Consider the following 18,470-nt stretch of genomic DNA (forward strand, 5'->3'; position numbering starts at 1 on the left):
AGAAGCACTGCGGTTCCCTTCCTGGATCGAAGCCGAGCCCGCGATTGCTCCCTGGTGGACAGTGCGCCGCCGTGTCGCGAAAGTGGCTTTCGCGGCACAGCCGTCACTGGGGAGCCGTCAGAGCACGAAGCCCGCGGGGAACGGGTCGTCCGGGTCGAGCAGATAGGTGGCGTTGCCGGTGATCCACGCGCGTCCGGAGAACTCCGGCACCACCGCGGGAACACCGCCGACGGTGGTCTCGGCGACGAGCTCGCCGGTGAAGGTGGTGCCGATGAACGAGCTGTTCTCGAACGTCGTGTGCAGCGGCAGCTCGCCTCGGGCGTGGAGCTGGGCCATCCGCGCCGAAGTGCCGGTGCCGCACGGCGACCGGTCGAACCAGCCGGGATGGATCGCCATCGCGTTCCGCGAGGACCGCGCGTCCGAACCCGGCGCGAGGAACTGGACGTGCTTGCAGCCGCCGATCAGCGGATCGGCGGGATGCTCCGGCGGCCGCTGGTCGTTGATGGCCGCCATGATGTCCAGCCCCGCGGCGAGGATCCGGTCCTTCTCCGCCCGGTCGAACGGGATGTCCACTTGGGACAGTCCGAGGATGGCGTAGAAATTTCCACCGTAGGCCAGGTCGTAACGCACCTCGCCCAGGCCGGGCACCTCGACGACGGCGTCTCGCTCGGCGAGGAACGACGCGACGTTGCGAAGCTTGACGCGGACCGCGCGGCCGTCCCGGACCTCGACCTCGGCGTGCACGAGTCCGGCCGGGGTGTCCAGCCGTACGACGGTCTTCGGTTCGGTCACTTCGACCATGCCGGTCTCCACCAGCACGGTCGCCACGCCGATCGTGCCGTGCCCGCACATCGGCAGGCAGCCGGACACCTCGATGTACACCACGCCCCAGTCGGCGTCCGGCCGGGCGGGCGGCTGCAGGATCGCGCCGCTCATCGCCGGATGGCCACGCGGCTCGTTCATCAGGAACTGCCGCAGGTGGTCCATGTTCTCCATGAAGTACCGGCGGCGTTCGGCCATCGTGCCGCCGGGGATGACGCCGACCCCGCCGGTCACCACCCGGGTCGGCATGCCCTCGGTATGCGAGTCGACAGCGGTGATCGACCGGATCGACCGCACCTACGCCACCCCCAGCGAGGCGAGCGCACGGCGCATGTCGGCGGTGACCTGCTCGCGTTGCTCGCCGGTCAGCGGTCCCCGCGGCGGACGGCACGGCCCGCCGTAGCGGCCGACGAGGTCCATCCCGAGTTTGATCGCCTGGACGAATTCGGTGCGCGAGTCCCATCGGAACGCGGCGACCAGCGGTTCGTAGAGCGCCCTGGTCTCGTCGAGCTTGCCGGCCCGCGCCAGGTCGAACAGGCGCACCGACTCGGCGGGGAACACGTTGGGGAATCCGGCGAACCAGCCGGTCGCGCCCATCAGCAGGCTTTCCAGCACGACGTCGTCCGCGCCGCTGATCACGTCCAGGCCGGGCGCCTGCTCGCGGATCTCCAGCACCCGCCGGACGTCGCCGGAGAACTCCTTGACCGCGACCACGTTGTCGATCTGCGCGATCTCGGCGAGCAGGGCCGGCGTGAGGTCGACCTTGGTGTCGATGGGGTTGTTGTAGACCATCACCGGCAGCCCGACCGAGGCCACCGCTTCGAAATGCGCGAGCACCTCGCCGCGGTTCGCGCGGTACATCGTGGGCGGCAGGCACAGCAGGCCGTCGGCACCGTCCTCGGCCGCGACCTCGGCCCAGTATCTGGCCTGATGCGAGCCGGGCCCGTGCACGCCGACGACGACGATCCCGTCGTCACCGACGGTTTCGATCGCGGTGCGGGCGACGCGACGGCGTTCCTCGTCGGTCAGCGACGAGTATTCGCCGAGCGAGCCGTTCGGGCCGACGCCCCGGCAGCCGTTGTCGACCAGCCACCGGCAGTGCGCGGCGTAGGCGTCGTAGTCCACGGCCAGCCCGGCGGGGGACGACGCGTCCGCCCGGTACGGGAGGGCGGTCGCGACGACGACGCCACCGAGGTCGGGGGTGCTCATCCAGGTTCTCCTTCGGTTCGGGCGGCGAGTTCGCCCAGCCGGATCGGCTGGACGATCGGGCGGTGATGCCGTTCGGTACCACCGCAGAGTTCGGACACCGTCGGACCGCAGACGCGGCCTTGGCACGGGCCGAGGCCGGCGCGGGTGCCGAGTTTCAGGGCGTGCGGGCCGGGACGGACCGCGTCCTCGGCCGCACGCGTCAGTTCGCCGTACGTGGTTTCCTCACAGCGGCAGACGATCGTGTCTTCGCGCAGCCAGCCTCTCCAGGACGCGCCGATGGGGTGGGCCGTGGCGAGGCGTTCGGCGAAGGCCAGCGCCCGGTCGCGGGCGCGGATCAGCCCCGGCGACGGCTCGACCCCCGCCGCGACGCAGCCGGCCACGGCTCCCTCGGCCGCGGCCGTGACCGCGCCACCGATCCCGGTGATCTCACCCGCGGCGAAGACACCGTCCACTGTGGTCCGTTGCGCGGCGTCGACCCGCACGAAACCCTCGTCCAGCGCGCAACCCGCGGCGACAGCCAGTTCCGGCTGCGGAACGAAACCGTGCCCGACGCAGACCGCGTCGACCTCGTGGGTCCGCTCGGTGCCCGGAACGACCGACCAGTCGGCGCGTACCTCCGCGGTCACGACCTCGCGGACGCGGTCCGCGCCGCGCGCCTCGATCACCGCCCGGCCCATCCGGTACGGGACCCGATGCCGGGCCAGCGTCCCGGCGTAGCGCGCCAATTCGGCGGCCTTTCCGGCGTGGGAGGCCAGGCGCCACGGGCGGGACGACCATCCTTTTCGGACGGTCGAGACCGGGTTCGCCTCCAGTACCGCGACCACCTCGGCCCCGACACCCAGCAACGATTCCGCGACCGGCAGGAGGAACGGCCCGGCCCCGGCGACGAGGACCCGCTCGCCGATCGCGACCCGCTCCCCCTTCGCCAGCGCCTGAGCCGCGCCCGCGGTGTACACGCCGGGCAGTTCCCAGCCGGGGAACGGCAGGGTGCGGTCGTGCGCGCCGGTCGCCAGGATCAGCGCGTCCGGGACCAGGGTCAGCCGCTCCCGTCCGGAACCATCGGACGGTCCCCGCAGGAGGTGCACCGCCTTCTCCGCGCGATCGAACGCCCAGACGGTGGAGCCGGGCCACCAGCGGCATCGTGGATGCGAAAGCACCCGGCGCCGCCGGTCGAACTCCGCCCATCCGTGCTGGACCCGTTCCGGACGCCGCGCCGCGTACGCCCCGGGAAGCATCCGGTGGTATTGGCCGCCGGGGGTGCCGGCCTGGTCAAGCACCGTGACCCGGGCACCGGCCCGCAGCGCGTGTTCGGCCGCCGCGAGCCCGGCGGGCCCGGCGCCGACGATCACCACGTTCACGCGGTCTCCTCCCGGGACTGGGTGCGGATCTCGTCCCCGTCCGCGGCCGGGCGGCGGCAGGCGCGGACGTCGGGCACGTCGTTCACCGTGAGCAGGCAGTCGAAGCACGCGCCGATACCGCAGAACACACCGCGCGGTGCCCCCGACCGGGTGGTGCGCCAGGAGGTCCGGCCCGCGGCGAGCAACACGCCGGCCACGCTCTGCCCGGCGATCCCGGTCAAGGGCTCGCCGTCGACGGTGATCCGGATCGGCCGGTCGGTGCGGCCCACCGGGTCGCGATCGCGCGGCAGCAGACATCCGCTCACGCCGCCACCTCCGCCAGTACGGCCGGACGGTCCGCAGTGAACTCTTCGACGGGCATCGACGACTCCGAACCGATGAGCAGTTCGCGCAGCAGGCGGGCGGTGCCGACGCTCAGCCCGATCCCGGCGCCCTCGTGCCCGGTGGCGTGCCAGAGATTCCCCAGCCGCGGATCCTCGCCGAGCACCGGGAGGTGATCGTCGACGTAGGGCCGGAAGCCGCCGTACGCGCGCATGATCGCGACGTCGGCGAGCGCCGGGAACAGGCGCAGCGCCTTGACCGCGATGGCGCTCAGCACGTCCGGGCGGATCGCGTCGTCGAACCCCACCCGGCGGCGGGACGAGCCGATCAGCACGGTGCCGCCCCAGGTCGACTCGACGACGGCGGAGGTCTGCAGGTCACCCGAATCGGCACCGACCGCGCCGACGTAATCGGCGTCGTACACCTTGTGCCGGACGACAGCGGGCATCGGCGTGGTCACCAGTACCTCGCCGCGGCGGGGCCGGACCGCGATCGCGGCGCCGAGAAGCGCCGACACCTGGCCCGCCCACGGGCCCGCGGCGTTCACGACGACGTCGGCCTCGATCACTTCACCGGGCACCCGGACGCCGGTGATCCGTCCGTTGTGGACGGTCGCGCCGACGGCTTCGGTGCCGGAGCGCAGCCGGGCGCCGTGACGCAGCGCGGAGCCCAGCAGGGCCAGCGCCGCGCCCGCGGGCTGGACCTGCGCGTCCTCCGGGTAGTGGAACGCGGTGGTCACCTCGCGGGTCAGCGCGGGCTCCGCGTCGGCGAGTTCCTTGGGGGACAACGGTTCCGCGCGAACACCGGTCTGCGACGCGGCGAAGGCGGTGAGAGCGCGGGCTCCGTCGTCCGTGGTGGCGACGACGATGCCGCCCTTGGGGTCGTATTCGATCGCCGCGGCGGCGCGGGCGTCTTCGTCGGCGATCTCGGCGACGACCTGTGGCCACAACGCGGTCGACAGCTTGGCGAGTTCGAGTTCGGCGCCGGGTCCCTTGTCGGAGACGAGGATGTTGCCCTCGCCGTGCGAAGTGGTTCCCCCGGCGGGACGTCCGCGGTCCACGACCACGACGTCGAAGCCCGCCACGCTCAGCTCACGGGCGCACGCGGCGCCGACGATACCCGCGCCCAGGACGACCACGCGCGTTCGGTTCATCGACCCTCCAGCGTTCGGTAAAGCGAACGATCGGAGCGTAGGTTCCGCCCCGGAGGGGTGTCAATACCCGGGGCCGGTCAGCCCTTCAGCACCGGATGCGGCCTGCCGTCGAGCCGTTCGTCGGCGCGGTACTGCAGCAGCAGGACCGAGTGCACCGGGCCGTCCGAAGCGGTGTAGCAGTGCGGCTCACGGGCGTCGAAGGCGACGTAATCCCCAGGCCCGACCTCGACGGTCTTCCCCGCCACCTCGACCAGCAGCGATCCGGTCTGCACGATGGTGTGCTCGACTCCGACGTGCCCCTGCGAACGCTGCGGCGCGTCCCCGCGGACCACCTGGTCGTACACCTCGAAGACGCCGTCACCGGCCTCGATGCGCCGCAGCGGCCGGAGATCCACTCCCTCGCCGCTGAGCACCTCGACGTCGGCGCCGCGCACCACGGTGAGCGCGCCGCCCGCCCGGTGGTCGAGCAGGTCGGAGATCGCCACCTCAAGCACCCTGGACAGGCTGAACACGGTCTCGATGGTCGGATTGCCGCCGCCGGACTCCAGCTGCGACAGCGTCGCCTTGCCGATACCCGAGCGCCGCGAGAGCTCCGACAGCGAGATGCCCCGCGCCGCCCTGGCCGCGCGCAGGTTGACCGCCAGCATGTCCCGGATCGAGGGCGTCTCGTCCTGCACCGCTTCTCCCCTGCCGTTCGTCGAACCGTACGACCTCGTTCGCTTTGCCGATCGAGTTCGCGGCCATCATGACACGCCTCCCGACGCCAGCGCACAGCCGCGGCGGATGGGGCGGAGCGATGGTGGACCGCGCGGAAACTCCATCACCAACCGGTGTGTCACCGGCGAGGCAGGTCACCCGCACCGCCGTTTCCTTCCAGCGAGGAGATTCCCGGGCACACCATTTGGTACTGACGTGGGCTGAAGGGGAGGCGGGTTCAACTGGTTGTTGCAAGTAGTGCTTTGTCGAGTGCTTGTGCTGGTGTGAGGAGGCCGAGTGTAGGGCGTGGTCGGGTGTTGAGGCGTAGGGCGATGGTGTCGCAGTGGGTTTGGGTGAGGTGGCGTAGGTCTGAGCCTTTGGGCCAGTAGTGGCGTAGCAGGCCGTTGGTGTTTTCGTTGCTGCCGCGTTCCCAGGGGCTGTGGGGGTGGCAGAAGTAGACCTGCAGGCCGGTGTCGAGGGTGAATTGGGCGTGCTGGGCCATTTCGTTGCCTTGGTCCCAGGTCAGCGATCGTTTCAGTTCGGTGGGCAGGGTAGCGATCATGCTGGTGAGCAGTTCCCGGACTTCGACGGCTTTGTGGGTGTCGGGCAGGGGGGCCAGCAGCACGAATCGGGAGTGGCGTTCGACCAGGGTGATGACCGCGCCCTGGCCGACTGCCCCGAGGAGCAGGTCGCCTTCCCAGTGTCCGGGCACGGCCCGGTCGGCGGCCTCGGCGGGGCGTTCGCTGATCGGGGTCATCCCGGCGATCCGGCCCTTGCGGCGGCTGGAGGTGCTGGTGCGTGACCGGCGCTGGTCACGGCCTGACCGCAGGTGCTCGGTGAGTTCGTTGCGTAGTTCACCACGAGTCTGGATGAACAGTGACTGGTAGATCGTCTCGTGACTCACCCGCATAGCCTGATCGTCGGGGAACAACCTCGGCAACATCAGGGAGATCAGCCGGGGTGACCAGTCCGCTTGCAGCAGACCGGTCACCACCGCCGCCAACCTACCGGCCAGCAGGTGGGTTTTCGGGCGCCGGCCGCGGTCGACGGCCAGGCGCTGGGCTCGGTCGGCCCGGTAGCGGCGAGGCCGGCCCGTGACCTTGGTGCCGGGCCGCGAGCACCGCGGTCCACCACCGCGGCGTACTTCTCGTGAAATCGTCGAGGGTGACTTACCCAGCACCTTCGCCACCGCCTCCTGGGTAAGACCTTGATCCAGACCGTTCTGGATCTTCTCCCGCTCCTCGCGCGTCAACCGGGCTCCTGGCATGACGACCTCCCTATCAGCCGCCACCACTTGCAACAACCAGTTGAAACCGCCGGACTTTCCCCGCATCACATGCGAGGAAAGTCCCCTTCACCGCGTGAGACCTGGGGAAGCGTCCTTCAGCTCCCGGCCGCCTGGACCCAGGCGGTGATCTCGTCGGCGGTCGAGGGGAAACCGCCGGAGAGCAGGTTGTACCCCGATCCGGTGACCACGACGTCGTCCTCGATCCGGACGCCGAGTCCGCGCAGCTCCGGCGGCACGGTGCGGTCGCCGGCGTGGAAGTACAGACCGGGTTCCACCGCCAGCGCCATCCCCTCGGCGAGCGTGCCCTCGCGGTACGCCGATGGATGGGCGGCGGCGCAGTCGTGGACGTCGAGCCCGAGGAAATGGCCGGTACCGCAGACGATGTACCGGCGGTGCTGCTGCCCGTCCGGCGACAGCGCTTCGTCCACCGACACCGGGAGCAGTCCCCAATCGTGCAGACCCTCCGCGAGCACGCGCAGCGCCGTCGCCTGGAACGCGCCGTAGTCCTGGCCGGGACGGACCTCGCCCAGCGCCGCGACGTGCGCCTTGTGAACGAGGTCGTAGACGTCGCGCTGCGCCTTCGTGAACTCACCGCCGACCGGGAAGGTGCGGGTGATGTCGGCCGTGTACAAGGAATCCACCTCGACGCCGGCGTCCAGCAGCAGGAGGCTGTCCTCCGTCACCCGCCCGTCGCAGCGCGTCCAGTGCAGGATCGGCGCGTGCGGCCCGGCCGCCACGATGGAGGTGTAGCCCGGTCCGGTCCCCTCGGTGCGGGCACGGCGGTCGAAGGTGCCCTGAAGCCAGCGTTCCCCGCCACCGCGGACCGCCTCCGGGAGCGCGGCCAGCACGTCGGCGAACCCGAGGGCCGTGGCGTCGACGGCGGCGCGCAACTGGCCGATCTCCCAGTCGTCCTTGATCCGGCGCAGCTCCGCGAGGACGGTCCGGAGCCGTTCACTGTGGCCGAAGCGGTACGCGTCGAGCGCGGGGTCGACCCCCGCGCCGACCAGGAAGCCCGGATTCCGTCCGCGCAAACCGTGCGGGAGGTCCTCCAGCGGACGGCATTCGATGCCGAGCGCGCTCTCGTACGCGGCCGGCCCGGCGGCGGAACCCACCCACAGCGGGCTGGTGTCGGCGTCGCCGACGAAGTCGGGCTCGTGCGCCTCGGCGGGCCGCGGGACGTACAGCGTGGCGTGGTGGCCGTCCCCCGCCGGGGTCATCACGAGGATCGCGCCCTCACGCTGACAGCCGGTGAGCCAGACGAAGTCGCTGTCGGCGCGGAAGCCGTGGAAGGTGTCGTTGGACCGCACCACGGCCCGGCCCGCCGCGAGCGCGATCCGCTGACCGGGCAGTTCCACCGACAGCCTGCCGCGATGGGCGGCGGCCGCCTCCGCGGTGCCCGCCGGCACGTCGACGATGTCGTCGGCGGGCTCCCAGCCGTCGCGGATCCAGTTCCGGAATCCCTTGGCGGCCAGCAGCGCGCGCAGATCCGGCCGGGTTCGGTCGCCGGTCATCGGCTCCCCTTTCAGGTAGTCACGGTTCTGGCCGCACCTTCGCACCGCGAACGGCCGGGCCGTAATGACCGGCGGCGATAGACTCCGCCTATGGCCCTGGAGATCCGGCACCTGCGGGCGATCTGCGCCATCGCCGAAGCGGGCAGCCTCTCGCAGGCGGCCGCCGCGCTGGGCATGTCCCAGCCGTCGCTGACCTCGCTGCTCCAGCGGCTCGAACGGCAGATCGGCGCGCCGCTGTTCGTCCGCAGCCATACCGGCGTGACCCCGACCCCGGTCGGCGAGCAGACGTTGCGCCGGGCGCTGACCCTGCTCGTGGAGTTCGACCGGTTCGAAAGCGACCTCCTCGGCGCGCTCGGCGACGGACCGGTCCGGCTCGGATCGTCCCAAATGGACTGTCTGCCCACCTTCGTCGAACGGCTGGACGACGCGCTGCCGGGGCTGGACGTGACCGTCCACGTCGAACCCTCCAGCACGGTGCTGGCGCAGGCGCTGGCCCGCGCGACGCTCGACATCGCCGTCATCGCCATGTCCGACGACCAGGAAGTGCCGCTGGCGAAGCATCTCGGGCACCGGGTGCTGTTCTCGTGGGTGCCCGTGTTCGTCGGCCTCCCCGCGAAGCACCCGCTCGCCGGCGGGTTCGAAGTCGACCTGGCGGACCTTGCCGGCGAAGCGTGGATCGGGCCGCCCGGCCCCGAGGACGGCTCGCTGACGTCGCTGCGCGCGGCGACACATCGCGCCGGGTTCACGCCGCGGATCCGGTTCGAATACCCGAACGGCGGTGGACGGCACCTGATCGCAGCCGGGCAGGCGGTGCAGCTCGTCGAACCCACCGCACCCGAACTGCCCGGCATGGTCGTCCGGCCGTTGAAGGGCGACCCCATGCGGATGCGGCTGGTGCTGGCCTGGCGCAAGGAACGGCTGACATGGGACCAGGCGGAGAACGTGTACCGCGCGGTGATGACGTCGTACACGCGGCACGCGATGGCGTCGGCCCCGTTCCGGACGTGGTGGGAGCGGCGGCGGAGCACCCGGTCGTGGGACGGGCTCGTGGACTTCTTCCGAAGTCTGTAACCCGATCCCGCCTCGCCGCGATTGACCCCGTACCGGGCGAACGGAGACGGGAGAAGATGACGCAACGGCTGTGGCTGGGACTGGCGGTCGTCTACGCGTGCACCGCGGTGATCCAGCTCTACCTCCTCGCCAGCACCGGTGCCGTCTGGGCCGGGACCCTCACCGCGGTCGGCTTCGCGGCGGCGCTCCTGTGCGTTCTCGCCGCCTGGAAGTCCTCCGACCGAAAACGGGGCGATACCAGGGAAATCGACTCACCCCGGTCCTAGCTACCCGGGATACGGGACGGCCCACGGCTCCTCTTCGAGCGCGACCGCGTTGGCGACGTTGGCGATCGTCCGGTACCAGCCGGCCAGCACGAGGAGTTCCAAGAGCAGCGGCGCCGGGAAGTGTTCGGTGAGCGCGGCCCACGTGTCGCCGGAAACCGTTGCGGTGTCGTGGAGTTCGTCGACGGCGCGGATCAACGCACTATGCCGCTCCGACCAGACGGGATGCCCGGAGTCACCCGACACGGTCGCTTCGAGCTGCTCCGGCGTCAAACCGACCACCGGCGCGAAAACCGCGGCGTGGACACCCCATTCGTAGCGGCATCCGGACCGGGCGGTCACCCGCGCGATGACGATTTCCCGGTCCAGCGCGGGTAATCCGCCGTGCGCGAGCAGACCGGCGCCCAGGACGCGCATCCGCGATGCCAGCTCGGGATGTAGCTGCAGCAGGCGGAAGAGCGCCAGCGGCTCCCGCGCCACCCCGGGCGGCATCCATTTACGGAGAGCCTGTTCGACGTCCGCCTCGTACGGCGGGGTGAGTGGCGCGATCCGGGCCATGACCACCTCCCATGCTTCGATTTCAGAACCACTATGCTGCTTCGAAAGTCGAAGCACAAGGGGGTGTCATGCCCGGCGAACCGATCCCGCGGCCCGGGCGGCCGGTCCGCGGCTCCGAAACCGGCCGTCCGCTCATGGCCGCGCTCGACCTCCTGGGACGCCGGTGGACCCTGCGGGTGATCTGGGAACTGCGCCAGGGTGAGGTCGGCTTCCGCGAGCTCCGGCGCCGTTGTGAACTCATGTCTTCGAGCGTGCTCGCCACCCGCCTCGCCGAGCTCACCGAAGCCCGCATCGTCGAGACCGGCGGGGAGGGCTATCGCCTGACACCATTGGGCGAACGACTCCTCGACGCGTTGCACCCGCTCGAAAAATGGGGCCTCGCCTGGGAAAAGGTGTTACGCGAGTGACCATGCACGATCAGGTATCCCACTGTTCACCGCATCCGGTCTTGCCACCTGCGGTGAGCGGCGTACGGTGAGAAGTACGTGAGGTTGAGTCCACCAGCCCGCGCGAACGACCCGCATGTCCGCGGCCCAGCACCTTCACAGGGCGACGCGGCGGCGAGTTGACTTGTGCAGCAGCTGTGCAGGCTTTCCCGTTGTCCGTCTCGTCCCGGCTATCCGGGAGACAGCATCATGACCGAACGCATTCCGTACACGCGGAGCAGCCGCGACGGCCCCTCCTTTCGCGCCGGCCTCCACCTGACCATTCCGCGCCCGCGCCCCACGGCCGAGAACCTGTTGCGGGTTCGGCGGATCCGCTGGAACGAGGACCTGCTCGTCGTCGCCGCGGCCGGGGAGATCGACCTCGCCACCGCGGGACGCCTGGAACGCGCGCTTTCGGGCCGCCTGCCCGCCGCCACGGTGCTCGACCTCAGCGAAGTCGGCTTCCTCGGTGTCGCCGGGCTACGGGTCATCGAATCCGCCGCGGCCCGCGCTCGCTCCGAACACCGCACGACCGGGGTGGTCACGGACGCCCGGCCGGTACTGCGCCTGCTGCAGCTGTTCGGCGTCGACAGCCATATCCCCGTGTACCGGCACCTCGACCACGCGATCCTCGAAGTGCCGAACCGCTGAGCCGCCGCCCGGTCAGGATCCGGCGAGCGGCAGGAGCGTGGACAATCCCGTCTTCGAAGCCAGCCGCCGGATCGTGGGCGACGGCAGGAAACTCAGGTCGACCCCCTGCGTGCTGCACCGGTCGTTGATCCTGACCAGGGTCGCCAAACCCGTGGAATCGCAGAACTCCACGCCTTCGAGGTCGACCACGAGCTTGCCCGGCGCGGGCTCCAGCGCCTCCTCGAAGGTCTCCTTGAGATCCTCGGAGGTCGTCAGATCGATCTCCCCCGCCACCGCGATGACGACCTCGGCGCCATCGGGCCTGGCGACGGTCACCGAGAACGGGACCTCCCGGATTTCGCCGTGTCCGCTCGTCACCGTCATCCACCCCTCACGATCGGTACGCGACAGTCTCGAACATATCCGATGGAGCCGCCCGCTCGCGCGGCACTCATGTCCCGATGCCCGGCGGTGCCTTAGCCTTGTCGGTGGATCCGGCGGTCGTGGACCGCGGCGGACGACGAGGAGAAGCTTCGTGATGCCGATCGACGAGCCGGTGCGCGACGGCACCGACGAGCTGGTCCTCGAGGTCGCCGCGGTCGCCGCGCAGGCCGCCGCGCTGCGGGACGTCCTGGCGGAATGGGCCCTCGGACGGGGCCTTCCCCGCGAGCTGGCCGAAGATCTCAAGCTCACCGCCTACGAAGCGATGACCAACGTCGTCAAGCACGCGTACCCCGACGGCACCGAGGGCAACGTCATGAAGGTGACCGCCGCCCACGACGACGGTCACCTCAGCATCAGCGTCGCCGACGAGGGCCGCTGGCGCGACGGACGTCGCCCGGACGGCGGGCGCGGCCTGCCGATCATCCGCGCCTTCGCGCCGGAGGCGACGGTGACGAGCACGCCGACCGGGACCGTCGTCCGGCTCGCCTGGCCCTGCCCTTCCGCCTGACCGGGCTCGGCCCGGGCCGGCGGGTCTTCACGAACGTCGCACCGCGTGCGCGGCCCAGCGCCCGTTGATGCGATGGACCTCGACGTCCCGTTCGTAACAGGCGGAAAGCCCCTCCCCGGTGAGGACCTCATCGATCGGGCCCGCGCCGGTGACCTTGCCGCGACGCACCATCAGGGCGTGCGTGGCCGTCGCCGGGATCTCCTCCAGATGATGCGTCACGGTGACCGTCGCCAGCTCCGGTTGCGCCAGCGTCAGGTTCTCCAGCGCCATCAGCAGATCCTCGCGGCCGGGCAGGTCGAGACCGGCGAACGGCTCGTCCAGCAGGAGCAGCAGCGGGTCGGCCATGAGCGCCCTGGCGAGCCGGACCCGGGCACGCTCGCCCTGCGAGCAGACGCGCACGGGCCGGTCGCGCAGTTCGGTGCAGCCGACCAGTTCGAGCAGTTTCGCCGCCCGGTCCCGGACCGCGTCGTCGTAGCGGTCCCACAGCGGCAGCACGCTTCCGCTGAACCCGGTCATCACCACCGTGTGCGCGTCGTGGTTCTCCGCGTCCGGCAGCCGCTGGTTCGCCCCGACGAAGCCGATATGCGTCCGCACGTCACGCAGGTCGACCGCGCCCATCCGGTGGCCGAGCACGACGGCCGTCCCCGCGCTGGGGAACCGCTGGGTCGAGGCCACCGAAAGGATCGTGGACTTCCCGGCCCCGTTGCGGCCGAGGACCACCCACCGCTGGCCGTAGTCCACCCGCCAGCAGACGTCCGACACCAGTGGCACGCGGCCGACATGGACCTCGACCCCGGACAGTTCCACCGCCGGTCCGTCGAGGTTCGGCTGCACGAAGACGGGTTTGGTCACGCGGTTCATGATCGCAGGACGGGGGCCCGGGGCCCGGCCGGGGTCCGATCATCGGACGACGTCGTAGACCAGCTTCTGGATCCCGTTGCCGTAGGCCTCGCTCTCGACGAGCTTGAGGTTCTGCTTGTCCTTGTCGGTGTCGCCGAACAGCTTCTTGCCCGCGCCGAGCAGGACCGGGAACAGCAGCAGGTGGTAGCGGTCGATCAGCCCGGCGTCGGCGAGGTTCCGGTTCAGTTCCGCGCTGCCGTGGATGATGATCGGCCCGCCCTCGGTCTCCTTCAGCTTCGCGACGTCGTCGAGCGAACGCAGGATGGTGGTCTCACCCCAGTTGCCGACGAGGTCCTCCTCCCGCAGCGTGGTCGAGACGACGTACTTCGGCATCGCGTTGTACTCGGCGAACTCCTCCGTCATACCGGGCCACACCGGCGAGAACGCCTGGTAGCTGACCCGGCCCATCATCATCGCGGTGGCCTCGCCCTGCTCACGCCCCTTGAGCTCGTAGGCCGCTTCGTCGAACTCGATACCGTCGAAGGTCCAGCCGGAGTTGCGGTAGCCCGGCTCTCCGCCGGGCCCTTCGACGACGCCGTCGAGCGAGACGAACGCGGTGGCGATCAGGGTGCGCATCTGGTTCTCCTTGGTCGTTCTCAACTGCTTTCGACACTGCGTCGTCCGGGGAACGACGGATTCGACACCGCGCCGGAGAAAAGTTTCAGCCTTCGGCGTCGCGGACGAGCAGGGCGATCTGCACCCGGTTCTCGACGCCGAGTTTCGCGAGCATGCTGCTCGTATGCGCCTTCACCGTAGCGACGGTGATGTCCAGCCTCCGCGCGACGTCGGTGTTGGACATGCCCTCCGCGATGGCGTTCGCGGTCTCGCGTTCGCGATCGGTCAGAGTGGCCAGCAGGTCGCGGGCGGTCTCCCGGGACGCCCGGCGCGCATCGGACGAGTGCGGCCCGGTGGCCGCGGCGATCAGCCGGGACGTCGCGGCGGGCGAGAGCGCGGGTTCGCCGGTCGCGACCGTCCGGATGGCCGCGAGGAGCCGGGGCGGCGGCGTGTCCTTGAGGAGGAACCCGAGCGCCCCGACGCGCAGCGCGCCTAGCACCATCTCGTCCGAGTCGAACGTCGTGAGCACCAGGATCCGGGGCGGTTCCGGCAGCCGGAGGATCTCCTCGGTCGCGCTCAGCCCGTCGCGCCCGGGCATCCGCACGTCCATCAGGACGACGTCGGGGCGCTGCTCCCCCACCACGGTCACCGCCGCGTCGCCGTCGGCGGCCTCGCCGACCACGACCAGGTCGGGTTCACCGTCGACGATGAGCCGCAGCGCCATCCGAACCAGGTGCTCGTCGTCGACGAGGACGACCCGCACCCGCTCGTTGTCCATTCACTCGCTCCCTTCGCGGATCGGCCACGGCAACCGCGCGGTGAGGACGAATCCGCCACCCGGTTCCGTGTGGTGGCCCAGTTCGCCGCCTGCCAGCCCGACCCGCTCAGAGAGGCCGAGCAGCCCGAAACCCGAGGCGGGCGGCCCCGCGACCGCCCGCGCCGCGCCGGAATCCCGGATCGTCGCCCGCACGCCGTCCCCGGCTTCCCCCTCGACGGTGACGGCCACTCTCGCACCCGGCGCGTGTTTGCCCGCGTTCGTCAGGCCTTCCTGAACGACCCGGTAGACGGTTCTCGCGATCGCGTCGGGTGGCTCACCCGGGATCGAGGCCGTCAAAGTGACGTCCAGCCCCAGTGCGCGCGCGTCCGCGACCAGTGCCGGCAGATCCGCGAGCGAAGGCTGCGGTGGCTCCAGCTCTTCGGGGCTCGCTCTCAGCACGCCGAGGACGTCCCGCAGCTCCTCCAGCGCCTGATGGGAGCCGTCGGCGATCCCGCGGGCCAGCTCCGCGACCTGGTCGGCGGGCAGATCCGGACGGTGCCCCAGCACTCCCGCCTGCATCGCGACCAGCGAGACCCGGTGCGCGAGGACGTCGTGCATCTCGCGGGCGATCCGGTGCCGCTCCATGATCCGTGCCTCGGCCGCCCTCGCGGCCTGCTCCCGTTCGGCGCTTTCGACCTGTTGCCGCAGGGAGCGCACCTCTTCCCGGCGCGCCCCGATCGCGGCGCCGACCGCCACCACGATGCCCACCAGCAAGGTGGGGAGGCTGATCACCAGCCACAACGGCCCCGGCGCCTCGCGTTGCGGGTAGAGGCCGGCGGTCAGCACTGCGGTAAGCACCGACAACGCCGCCACGACCGCCGTTTCGGCGGGCCGCCGACGGGTGGCGAGCGAACAGAGCGACAGCAACGCCGCGCCGGCCGCCAGCACCGAAGCCATCGAGGCGAGGGCGACCGCGGTCGTGATCACGACCGGGAAGCGACGGCGCCACAGCAGCGCGACCAGGCAGGCGAGGGCGATCAGCGGATCGCCGGTGATCAGCCAGTCGACCCTCGGCCCCGCCGCGCCCACCGGCAGCTGCGACGCCGTGACGAGCCAGAGCAGCACGCCGAGTCCGGCCGCGGCGAGCAGGCGCCAGGCCTCTCCCCACAGCCGGAGGGGCGGCCGCGCGACGGCGTCGGTGATCACCGGCCCATCATGGTCGACCCGCTCGCGGCGGCGCAGCCGGACACAGGACGACCCGGGGCTCGACTTTGGTCGGAGGCCACGCGCGACGCGCTGCCGATGTGCTCCCCGATCGCGCGGGCGAAGCTGGGAGCCGACCGAGGACCAGGAGGTAGGAAGCATGACCAAGGGCGGCTATCTGGGGCTGCAGATCGTCGGGATGGTGGCCATCGCCGTCTTCGCGCAGGCCGCCATCCGCAGCCTTTTCGATCATTCCGCGACCCAGTTGTGGGGCGCGTTCGACTGGGTACCCGGTGACTGGGGCGGCAGGTTGCTTGTGTTCCTGCTGCTCGTGGCCGCGGGAACGGTACTGGCGGGCTGGGCTCATGATCGCGGCAAGCAAGCGCCCCGCTAGGAGGACGCCGGTCCGCTAGTATCCGCAGCCGGGCGTTTTCCGTCTACATCGGACGGAACGCGGGGTCTGGTCGACGGCGGGAGAACGCATGGCGGACGGAGTTGGCTCGCTTGCGGGGTGGTCCGCCGATCCCACCGAAGTGACCAGCTACGTGGGCCGCGACGCCGAGACCGGTGAAGCGCGGCGCCTGCTGAACGCGTCGTCGCTGGTCACGCTGACCGGGCCGGGTGGTGTGGGCAAGACGCGGCTGGCGTGGCGCGTCGCCGCGGCCCACCACGAGGCGACCGGCGACGAGGTCGCGTTCGTGTCGCTGGCCGAGCTGAGGGAACCGGCGTTGCTCGTACCGACCGTGGCGAACGTCCTCGGCTTCGGTGACCGCTCGGCGAAACCGGCCATCGAGGTGGTCGTCGAGGCGCTTCAGGCGAGCCGGTTGCTGCTGGTGCTGGACAACTGTGAGCATCTGGTCGACAGCTGCGCCTGGTTCGCCGACACCGTCGTCAGGGCCTGCCCTCAGGTGACCGTGCTGGCCACGAGCAGGCAGTCGCTCGGGGTGGCGGGTGAACGCGTCCTGCCGGTGCCGCCGCTGGCGATCCCGGAGCAGGGCGACTCGTTCGAACGCGTGACGAACGACGAGTCCGTGCGGCTGTTCGTGGACCGCGCGACCGCGGTCGCGCCGTCGTTCCGGCTCACCGAGTCCGACACCGAACCGCTGATCCGGCTGTGCCGCAGGCTCGACGGGCTGCCGCTGGCCATCGAGCTGGCGGCCGTCCGCGCGCGGGCGTTGTCCCTGCGCCAGCTTGCCGACCGCCTCGACCGGCAGTTCTCCGTGCTCACGAAGGACCGGCGGGGACGGCCGGAGCGGCACGAGACCATGCGGGCCCTCATCGACTGGAGCCACGACCTGTGCACGGGGCCCGAACGGCTGCTGTGGGCACGCGCGTCCGTGTTCTCCGGCAGCTTCGACCTCGACGCCGCCGAACAGGTCTGTTCCGGCGGCGAACTGCCGCGCGAACGGGTACTCGAAGTCGTCGACGGGCTGCTCGACAAGTCCATCCTGCTGCGCGAGGAATACCCCGGCGGCGTGCGGTACCGCATGCTGGAATCGGTGCGCGAGTACGGCGTCGACCGGCTCAGCGAGACGGGCGGGACGGCGGAGTTCCGCAAACGGCACCGGGACTGGTTCGCCGAACTCGCCTGCCGGTACGCCACCGAATGGCTGGAGACCGATCAGCTCGGCTGGATCGGACGGCTGCGCCGCGAGCACGCGAACCTCCGGGTCGCCCTCGACTACTGCACCGGCGCTCCCGAGGACGCGATCATCGGGCTGCGGATGCTGCGCGACGTCAAGGAGTTCTGGATCTTCCGCGGGCTGAACACCGAGGGCCGGATGTGGGTCCGCCGTCTCGACGAGGCCGCGCCGCCGGGTGTTCCCGAGCGGGCACACGTGCTGTGGCTTTCCGGTTTCCTGGCCCTGGTGCAAGGAGACCTGCCCGCCCACCGCTCCATGCTGGAGAGGGCGTCCGCCGAAGCCGAGACCAGCGGCGACGAACTCGCCGCCGCGTACGTGCTCCACGTCCGTGCCTACGCCGCGCTGATCGGCAACGACATGGCCGAGGCGTCGCGCCTGTTCGGCACGGCCATCGACCTGTTCCGCACCCACGGCGACGAAGGCGCGGACCTCTGGGCGAGCTACAACCACGGGCTGGCCATCTGGCTCAACGGCGACATCGACCGCGGCCGGGCGGTACTCGCGGAAGCCGTCGAGCGCTGCGAGCGCCGGGGTGAGGTCTTCTGGCGGGGCTGGGCACTGTGGTCGCGCGCGGCCGCCGAGTACCTCCAAGGTGATCTCGCGGTGGCGAGCCGCTGTTGCGAGCAGGTCCTCCGCCTGCACGCCCGGGTGGACGACCGGGTCGTCGTCGGGTTCACGCTCACCGTGCTGGCCGGCTGCGCCGCCCGCACGGGACGGCCCAACCGGGCCGCGATCCTGCAGGGCGCCTCGATGAACGTCTGGCGCACGGTGGGCGCCTGGCCGACGCGGTACGAGGCGTTCACCGAACCGCTGCTCGCCGACACCGAGACCGTGACCGCCGCGCTGGGCTGGGAGGTCGCGGTCAAGGAGTTCACCGACGGCGCCGCGATGCCCACCCGGGACGCCATCGCGTACGCCCTCGAAGAACGGTCGCCCGAACCGCGGAACCAGGCCGCGCAGGTGCTCACCAAACGCGAGACCGAGATCGCGCACGTGGTCGCCGAGGGGCTGACGAACCAGGAGATCGCCGACCGGCTCGGCATCGCCCGGCGGACGGTGGACACCCATATCGACCACATCCTCACCAAACTCGGCTACTCCAACCGCGTCCAGGTCGCCACGTGGGTGACCCGGGCCGCGGAATCCGCCTGACGC

Annotated in this window: 21 protein-coding genes; 7 read left to right on the forward strand and 14 right to left on the reverse strand. The window is 71.0% G+C overall.

Going from position 1 to position 18,470, the window contains the following annotated elements:
• Positions 1-117 precede the first annotated feature (117 nt).
• From ACXIZN_RS14155 to ACXIZN_RS14190, 8 genes are all read right to left on the reverse strand, one after another.
• Positions 118-1,119: a proline racemase family protein gene (locus ACXIZN_RS14155; protein ID WP_457954886.1), complete on the reverse strand. Its 1,002-nt coding sequence runs from the start codon at positions 1,117-1,119 to the stop codon at positions 118-120.
• Entirely contained in the window at positions 1,120-2,031 is a 912-nt protein-coding gene (locus ACXIZN_RS14160; RefSeq protein ID WP_457954888.1) for a dihydrodipicolinate synthase family protein, read from the reverse strand.
• Positions 2,028-3,389, reverse strand: coding sequence for an FAD/NAD(P)-dependent oxidoreductase (locus ACXIZN_RS14165; protein ID WP_457954889.1), 1,362 nt, complete (start codon positions 3,387-3,389; stop codon positions 2,028-2,030). Before ACXIZN_RS14165 ends, ACXIZN_RS14160 begins: the two co-directional genes overlap by 4 nt.
• Positions 3,386-3,694, reverse strand: coding sequence for a (2Fe-2S)-binding protein (locus ACXIZN_RS14170; protein ID WP_457954890.1), 309 nt, complete (start codon positions 3,692-3,694; stop codon positions 3,386-3,388). Before ACXIZN_RS14170 ends, ACXIZN_RS14165 begins: the two co-directional genes overlap by 4 nt.
• Positions 3,691-4,863 (reverse strand): NAD(P)/FAD-dependent oxidoreductase, encoded by a 1,173-nt coding sequence (locus ACXIZN_RS14175; protein WP_457954892.1) that lies wholly within the window; start codon positions 4,861-4,863, stop codon positions 3,691-3,693. The genes ACXIZN_RS14170 and ACXIZN_RS14175 overlap by 4 nt, the downstream gene beginning before the upstream one ends.
• A 77-nt stretch (positions 4,864-4,940) precedes the next feature.
• The gene (locus ACXIZN_RS14180) at positions 4,941-5,540 is read right to left on the reverse strand and encodes a helix-turn-helix domain-containing protein (RefSeq protein WP_185927041.1); all 600 of its coding nucleotides are present in this window, start codon (positions 5,538-5,540) and stop codon (positions 4,941-4,943) included.
• 257 nt (positions 5,541-5,797) lie between these two features.
• Positions 5,798-6,826 (reverse strand): IS30 family transposase, encoded by a 1,029-nt coding sequence (locus ACXIZN_RS14185; RefSeq protein WP_457960516.1) that lies wholly within the window; start codon positions 6,824-6,826, stop codon positions 5,798-5,800.
• A 116-nt stretch (positions 6,827-6,942) separates the two neighbouring features.
• Positions 6,943-8,358: an aminopeptidase P family protein gene (locus tag ACXIZN_RS14190; protein WP_457954893.1), complete on the reverse strand. Its 1,416-nt coding sequence runs from the start codon at positions 8,356-8,358 to the stop codon at positions 6,943-6,945.
• A 90-nt stretch (positions 8,359-8,448) separates the two neighbouring features.
• Between ACXIZN_RS14190 and ACXIZN_RS14195 the strand changes: the two genes are divergently transcribed.
• Complete coding sequence (locus ACXIZN_RS14195; protein ID WP_457954894.1) at positions 8,449-9,429, forward strand: LysR substrate-binding domain-containing protein; 981 nt, start codon at positions 8,449-8,451, stop codon at positions 9,427-9,429.
• A 56-nt stretch (positions 9,430-9,485) separates the two neighbouring features.
• Complete coding sequence (locus tag ACXIZN_RS14200) at positions 9,486-9,695, forward strand: hypothetical protein (RefSeq protein WP_457954895.1); 210 nt, start codon at positions 9,486-9,488, stop codon at positions 9,693-9,695.
• Here ACXIZN_RS14200 and ACXIZN_RS14205 read toward each other — a convergent pair whose 3' ends face one another.
• The gene (locus tag ACXIZN_RS14205) at positions 9,696-10,250 is read right to left on the reverse strand and encodes a carboxymuconolactone decarboxylase family protein (RefSeq protein ID WP_457954896.1); all 555 of its coding nucleotides are present in this window, start codon (positions 10,248-10,250) and stop codon (positions 9,696-9,698) included.
• A gap of 68 nt (positions 10,251-10,318) precedes the next feature.
• On the opposite strand from ACXIZN_RS14205, the gene ACXIZN_RS14210 reads away from it, so the two are divergent.
• Both ACXIZN_RS14210 and ACXIZN_RS14215 read left to right on the forward strand, forming a co-directional pair.
• Positions 10,319-10,657, forward strand: coding sequence for a winged helix-turn-helix transcriptional regulator (locus ACXIZN_RS14210; protein WP_457954898.1), 339 nt, complete (start codon positions 10,319-10,321; stop codon positions 10,655-10,657).
• A 228-nt stretch (positions 10,658-10,885) separates the two neighbouring features.
• Positions 10,886-11,326, forward strand: coding sequence for an STAS domain-containing protein (locus tag ACXIZN_RS14215; RefSeq protein WP_457954900.1), 441 nt, complete (start codon positions 10,886-10,888; stop codon positions 11,324-11,326).
• Between the two features lie 12 nt (positions 11,327-11,338).
• Here ACXIZN_RS14215 and ACXIZN_RS14220 read toward each other — a convergent pair whose 3' ends face one another.
• The gene (locus ACXIZN_RS14220; protein ID WP_457954901.1) at positions 11,339-11,689 is read right to left on the reverse strand and encodes an STAS domain-containing protein; all 351 of its coding nucleotides are present in this window, start codon (positions 11,687-11,689) and stop codon (positions 11,339-11,341) included.
• A gap of 154 nt (positions 11,690-11,843) precedes the next feature.
• Here ACXIZN_RS14220 and ACXIZN_RS14225 point away from each other — a divergent pair, with 154 nt between their 5' ends.
• A complete protein-coding gene (locus tag ACXIZN_RS14225; RefSeq protein ID WP_457954903.1) occupies positions 11,844-12,257 on the forward strand; it encodes an ATP-binding protein in 414 nt (137 codons plus the stop codon).
• A 27-nt stretch (positions 12,258-12,284) separates the two neighbouring features.
• On the opposite strand, the gene ACXIZN_RS14230 is transcribed toward ACXIZN_RS14225, so the two are convergent.
• From ACXIZN_RS14230 to ACXIZN_RS14245, 4 genes are all read right to left on the reverse strand, one after another.
• Complete coding sequence (locus ACXIZN_RS14230; RefSeq protein ID WP_457954904.1) at positions 12,285-13,118, reverse strand: ABC transporter ATP-binding protein; 834 nt, start codon at positions 13,116-13,118, stop codon at positions 12,285-12,287.
• A gap of 39 nt (positions 13,119-13,157) precedes the next feature.
• A complete protein-coding gene (locus ACXIZN_RS14235; RefSeq protein ID WP_457954905.1) occupies positions 13,158-13,733 on the reverse strand; it encodes a dihydrofolate reductase family protein in 576 nt (191 codons plus the stop codon).
• 85 nt (positions 13,734-13,818) lie between these two features.
• Entirely contained in the window at positions 13,819-14,490 is a 672-nt protein-coding gene (locus tag ACXIZN_RS14240; protein ID WP_457954907.1) for a response regulator, read from the reverse strand.
• The gene (locus ACXIZN_RS14245; protein ID WP_457954909.1) at positions 14,491-15,675 is read right to left on the reverse strand and encodes a sensor histidine kinase; all 1,185 of its coding nucleotides are present in this window, start codon (positions 15,673-15,675) and stop codon (positions 14,491-14,493) included.
• Positions 15,676-15,832: 157 nt separating this feature from the next.
• Between ACXIZN_RS14245 and ACXIZN_RS14250 the strand changes: the two genes are divergently transcribed.
• Together ACXIZN_RS14250 and ACXIZN_RS14255 are read left to right on the forward strand one after the other, a co-directional pair.
• Complete coding sequence (locus tag ACXIZN_RS14250; protein WP_192744574.1) at positions 15,833-16,066, forward strand: hypothetical protein; 234 nt, start codon at positions 15,833-15,835, stop codon at positions 16,064-16,066.
• An 88-nt stretch (positions 16,067-16,154) separates the two neighbouring features.
• Positions 16,155-18,467 (forward strand): ATP-binding protein, encoded by a 2,313-nt coding sequence (locus ACXIZN_RS14255; RefSeq protein WP_457954911.1) that lies wholly within the window; start codon positions 16,155-16,157, stop codon positions 18,465-18,467.
• Positions 18,468-18,470: the final 3 nt, after the last annotated feature.

It is taken from the genome of Amycolatopsis sp. TRM77291 (assembly GCF_054166285.1).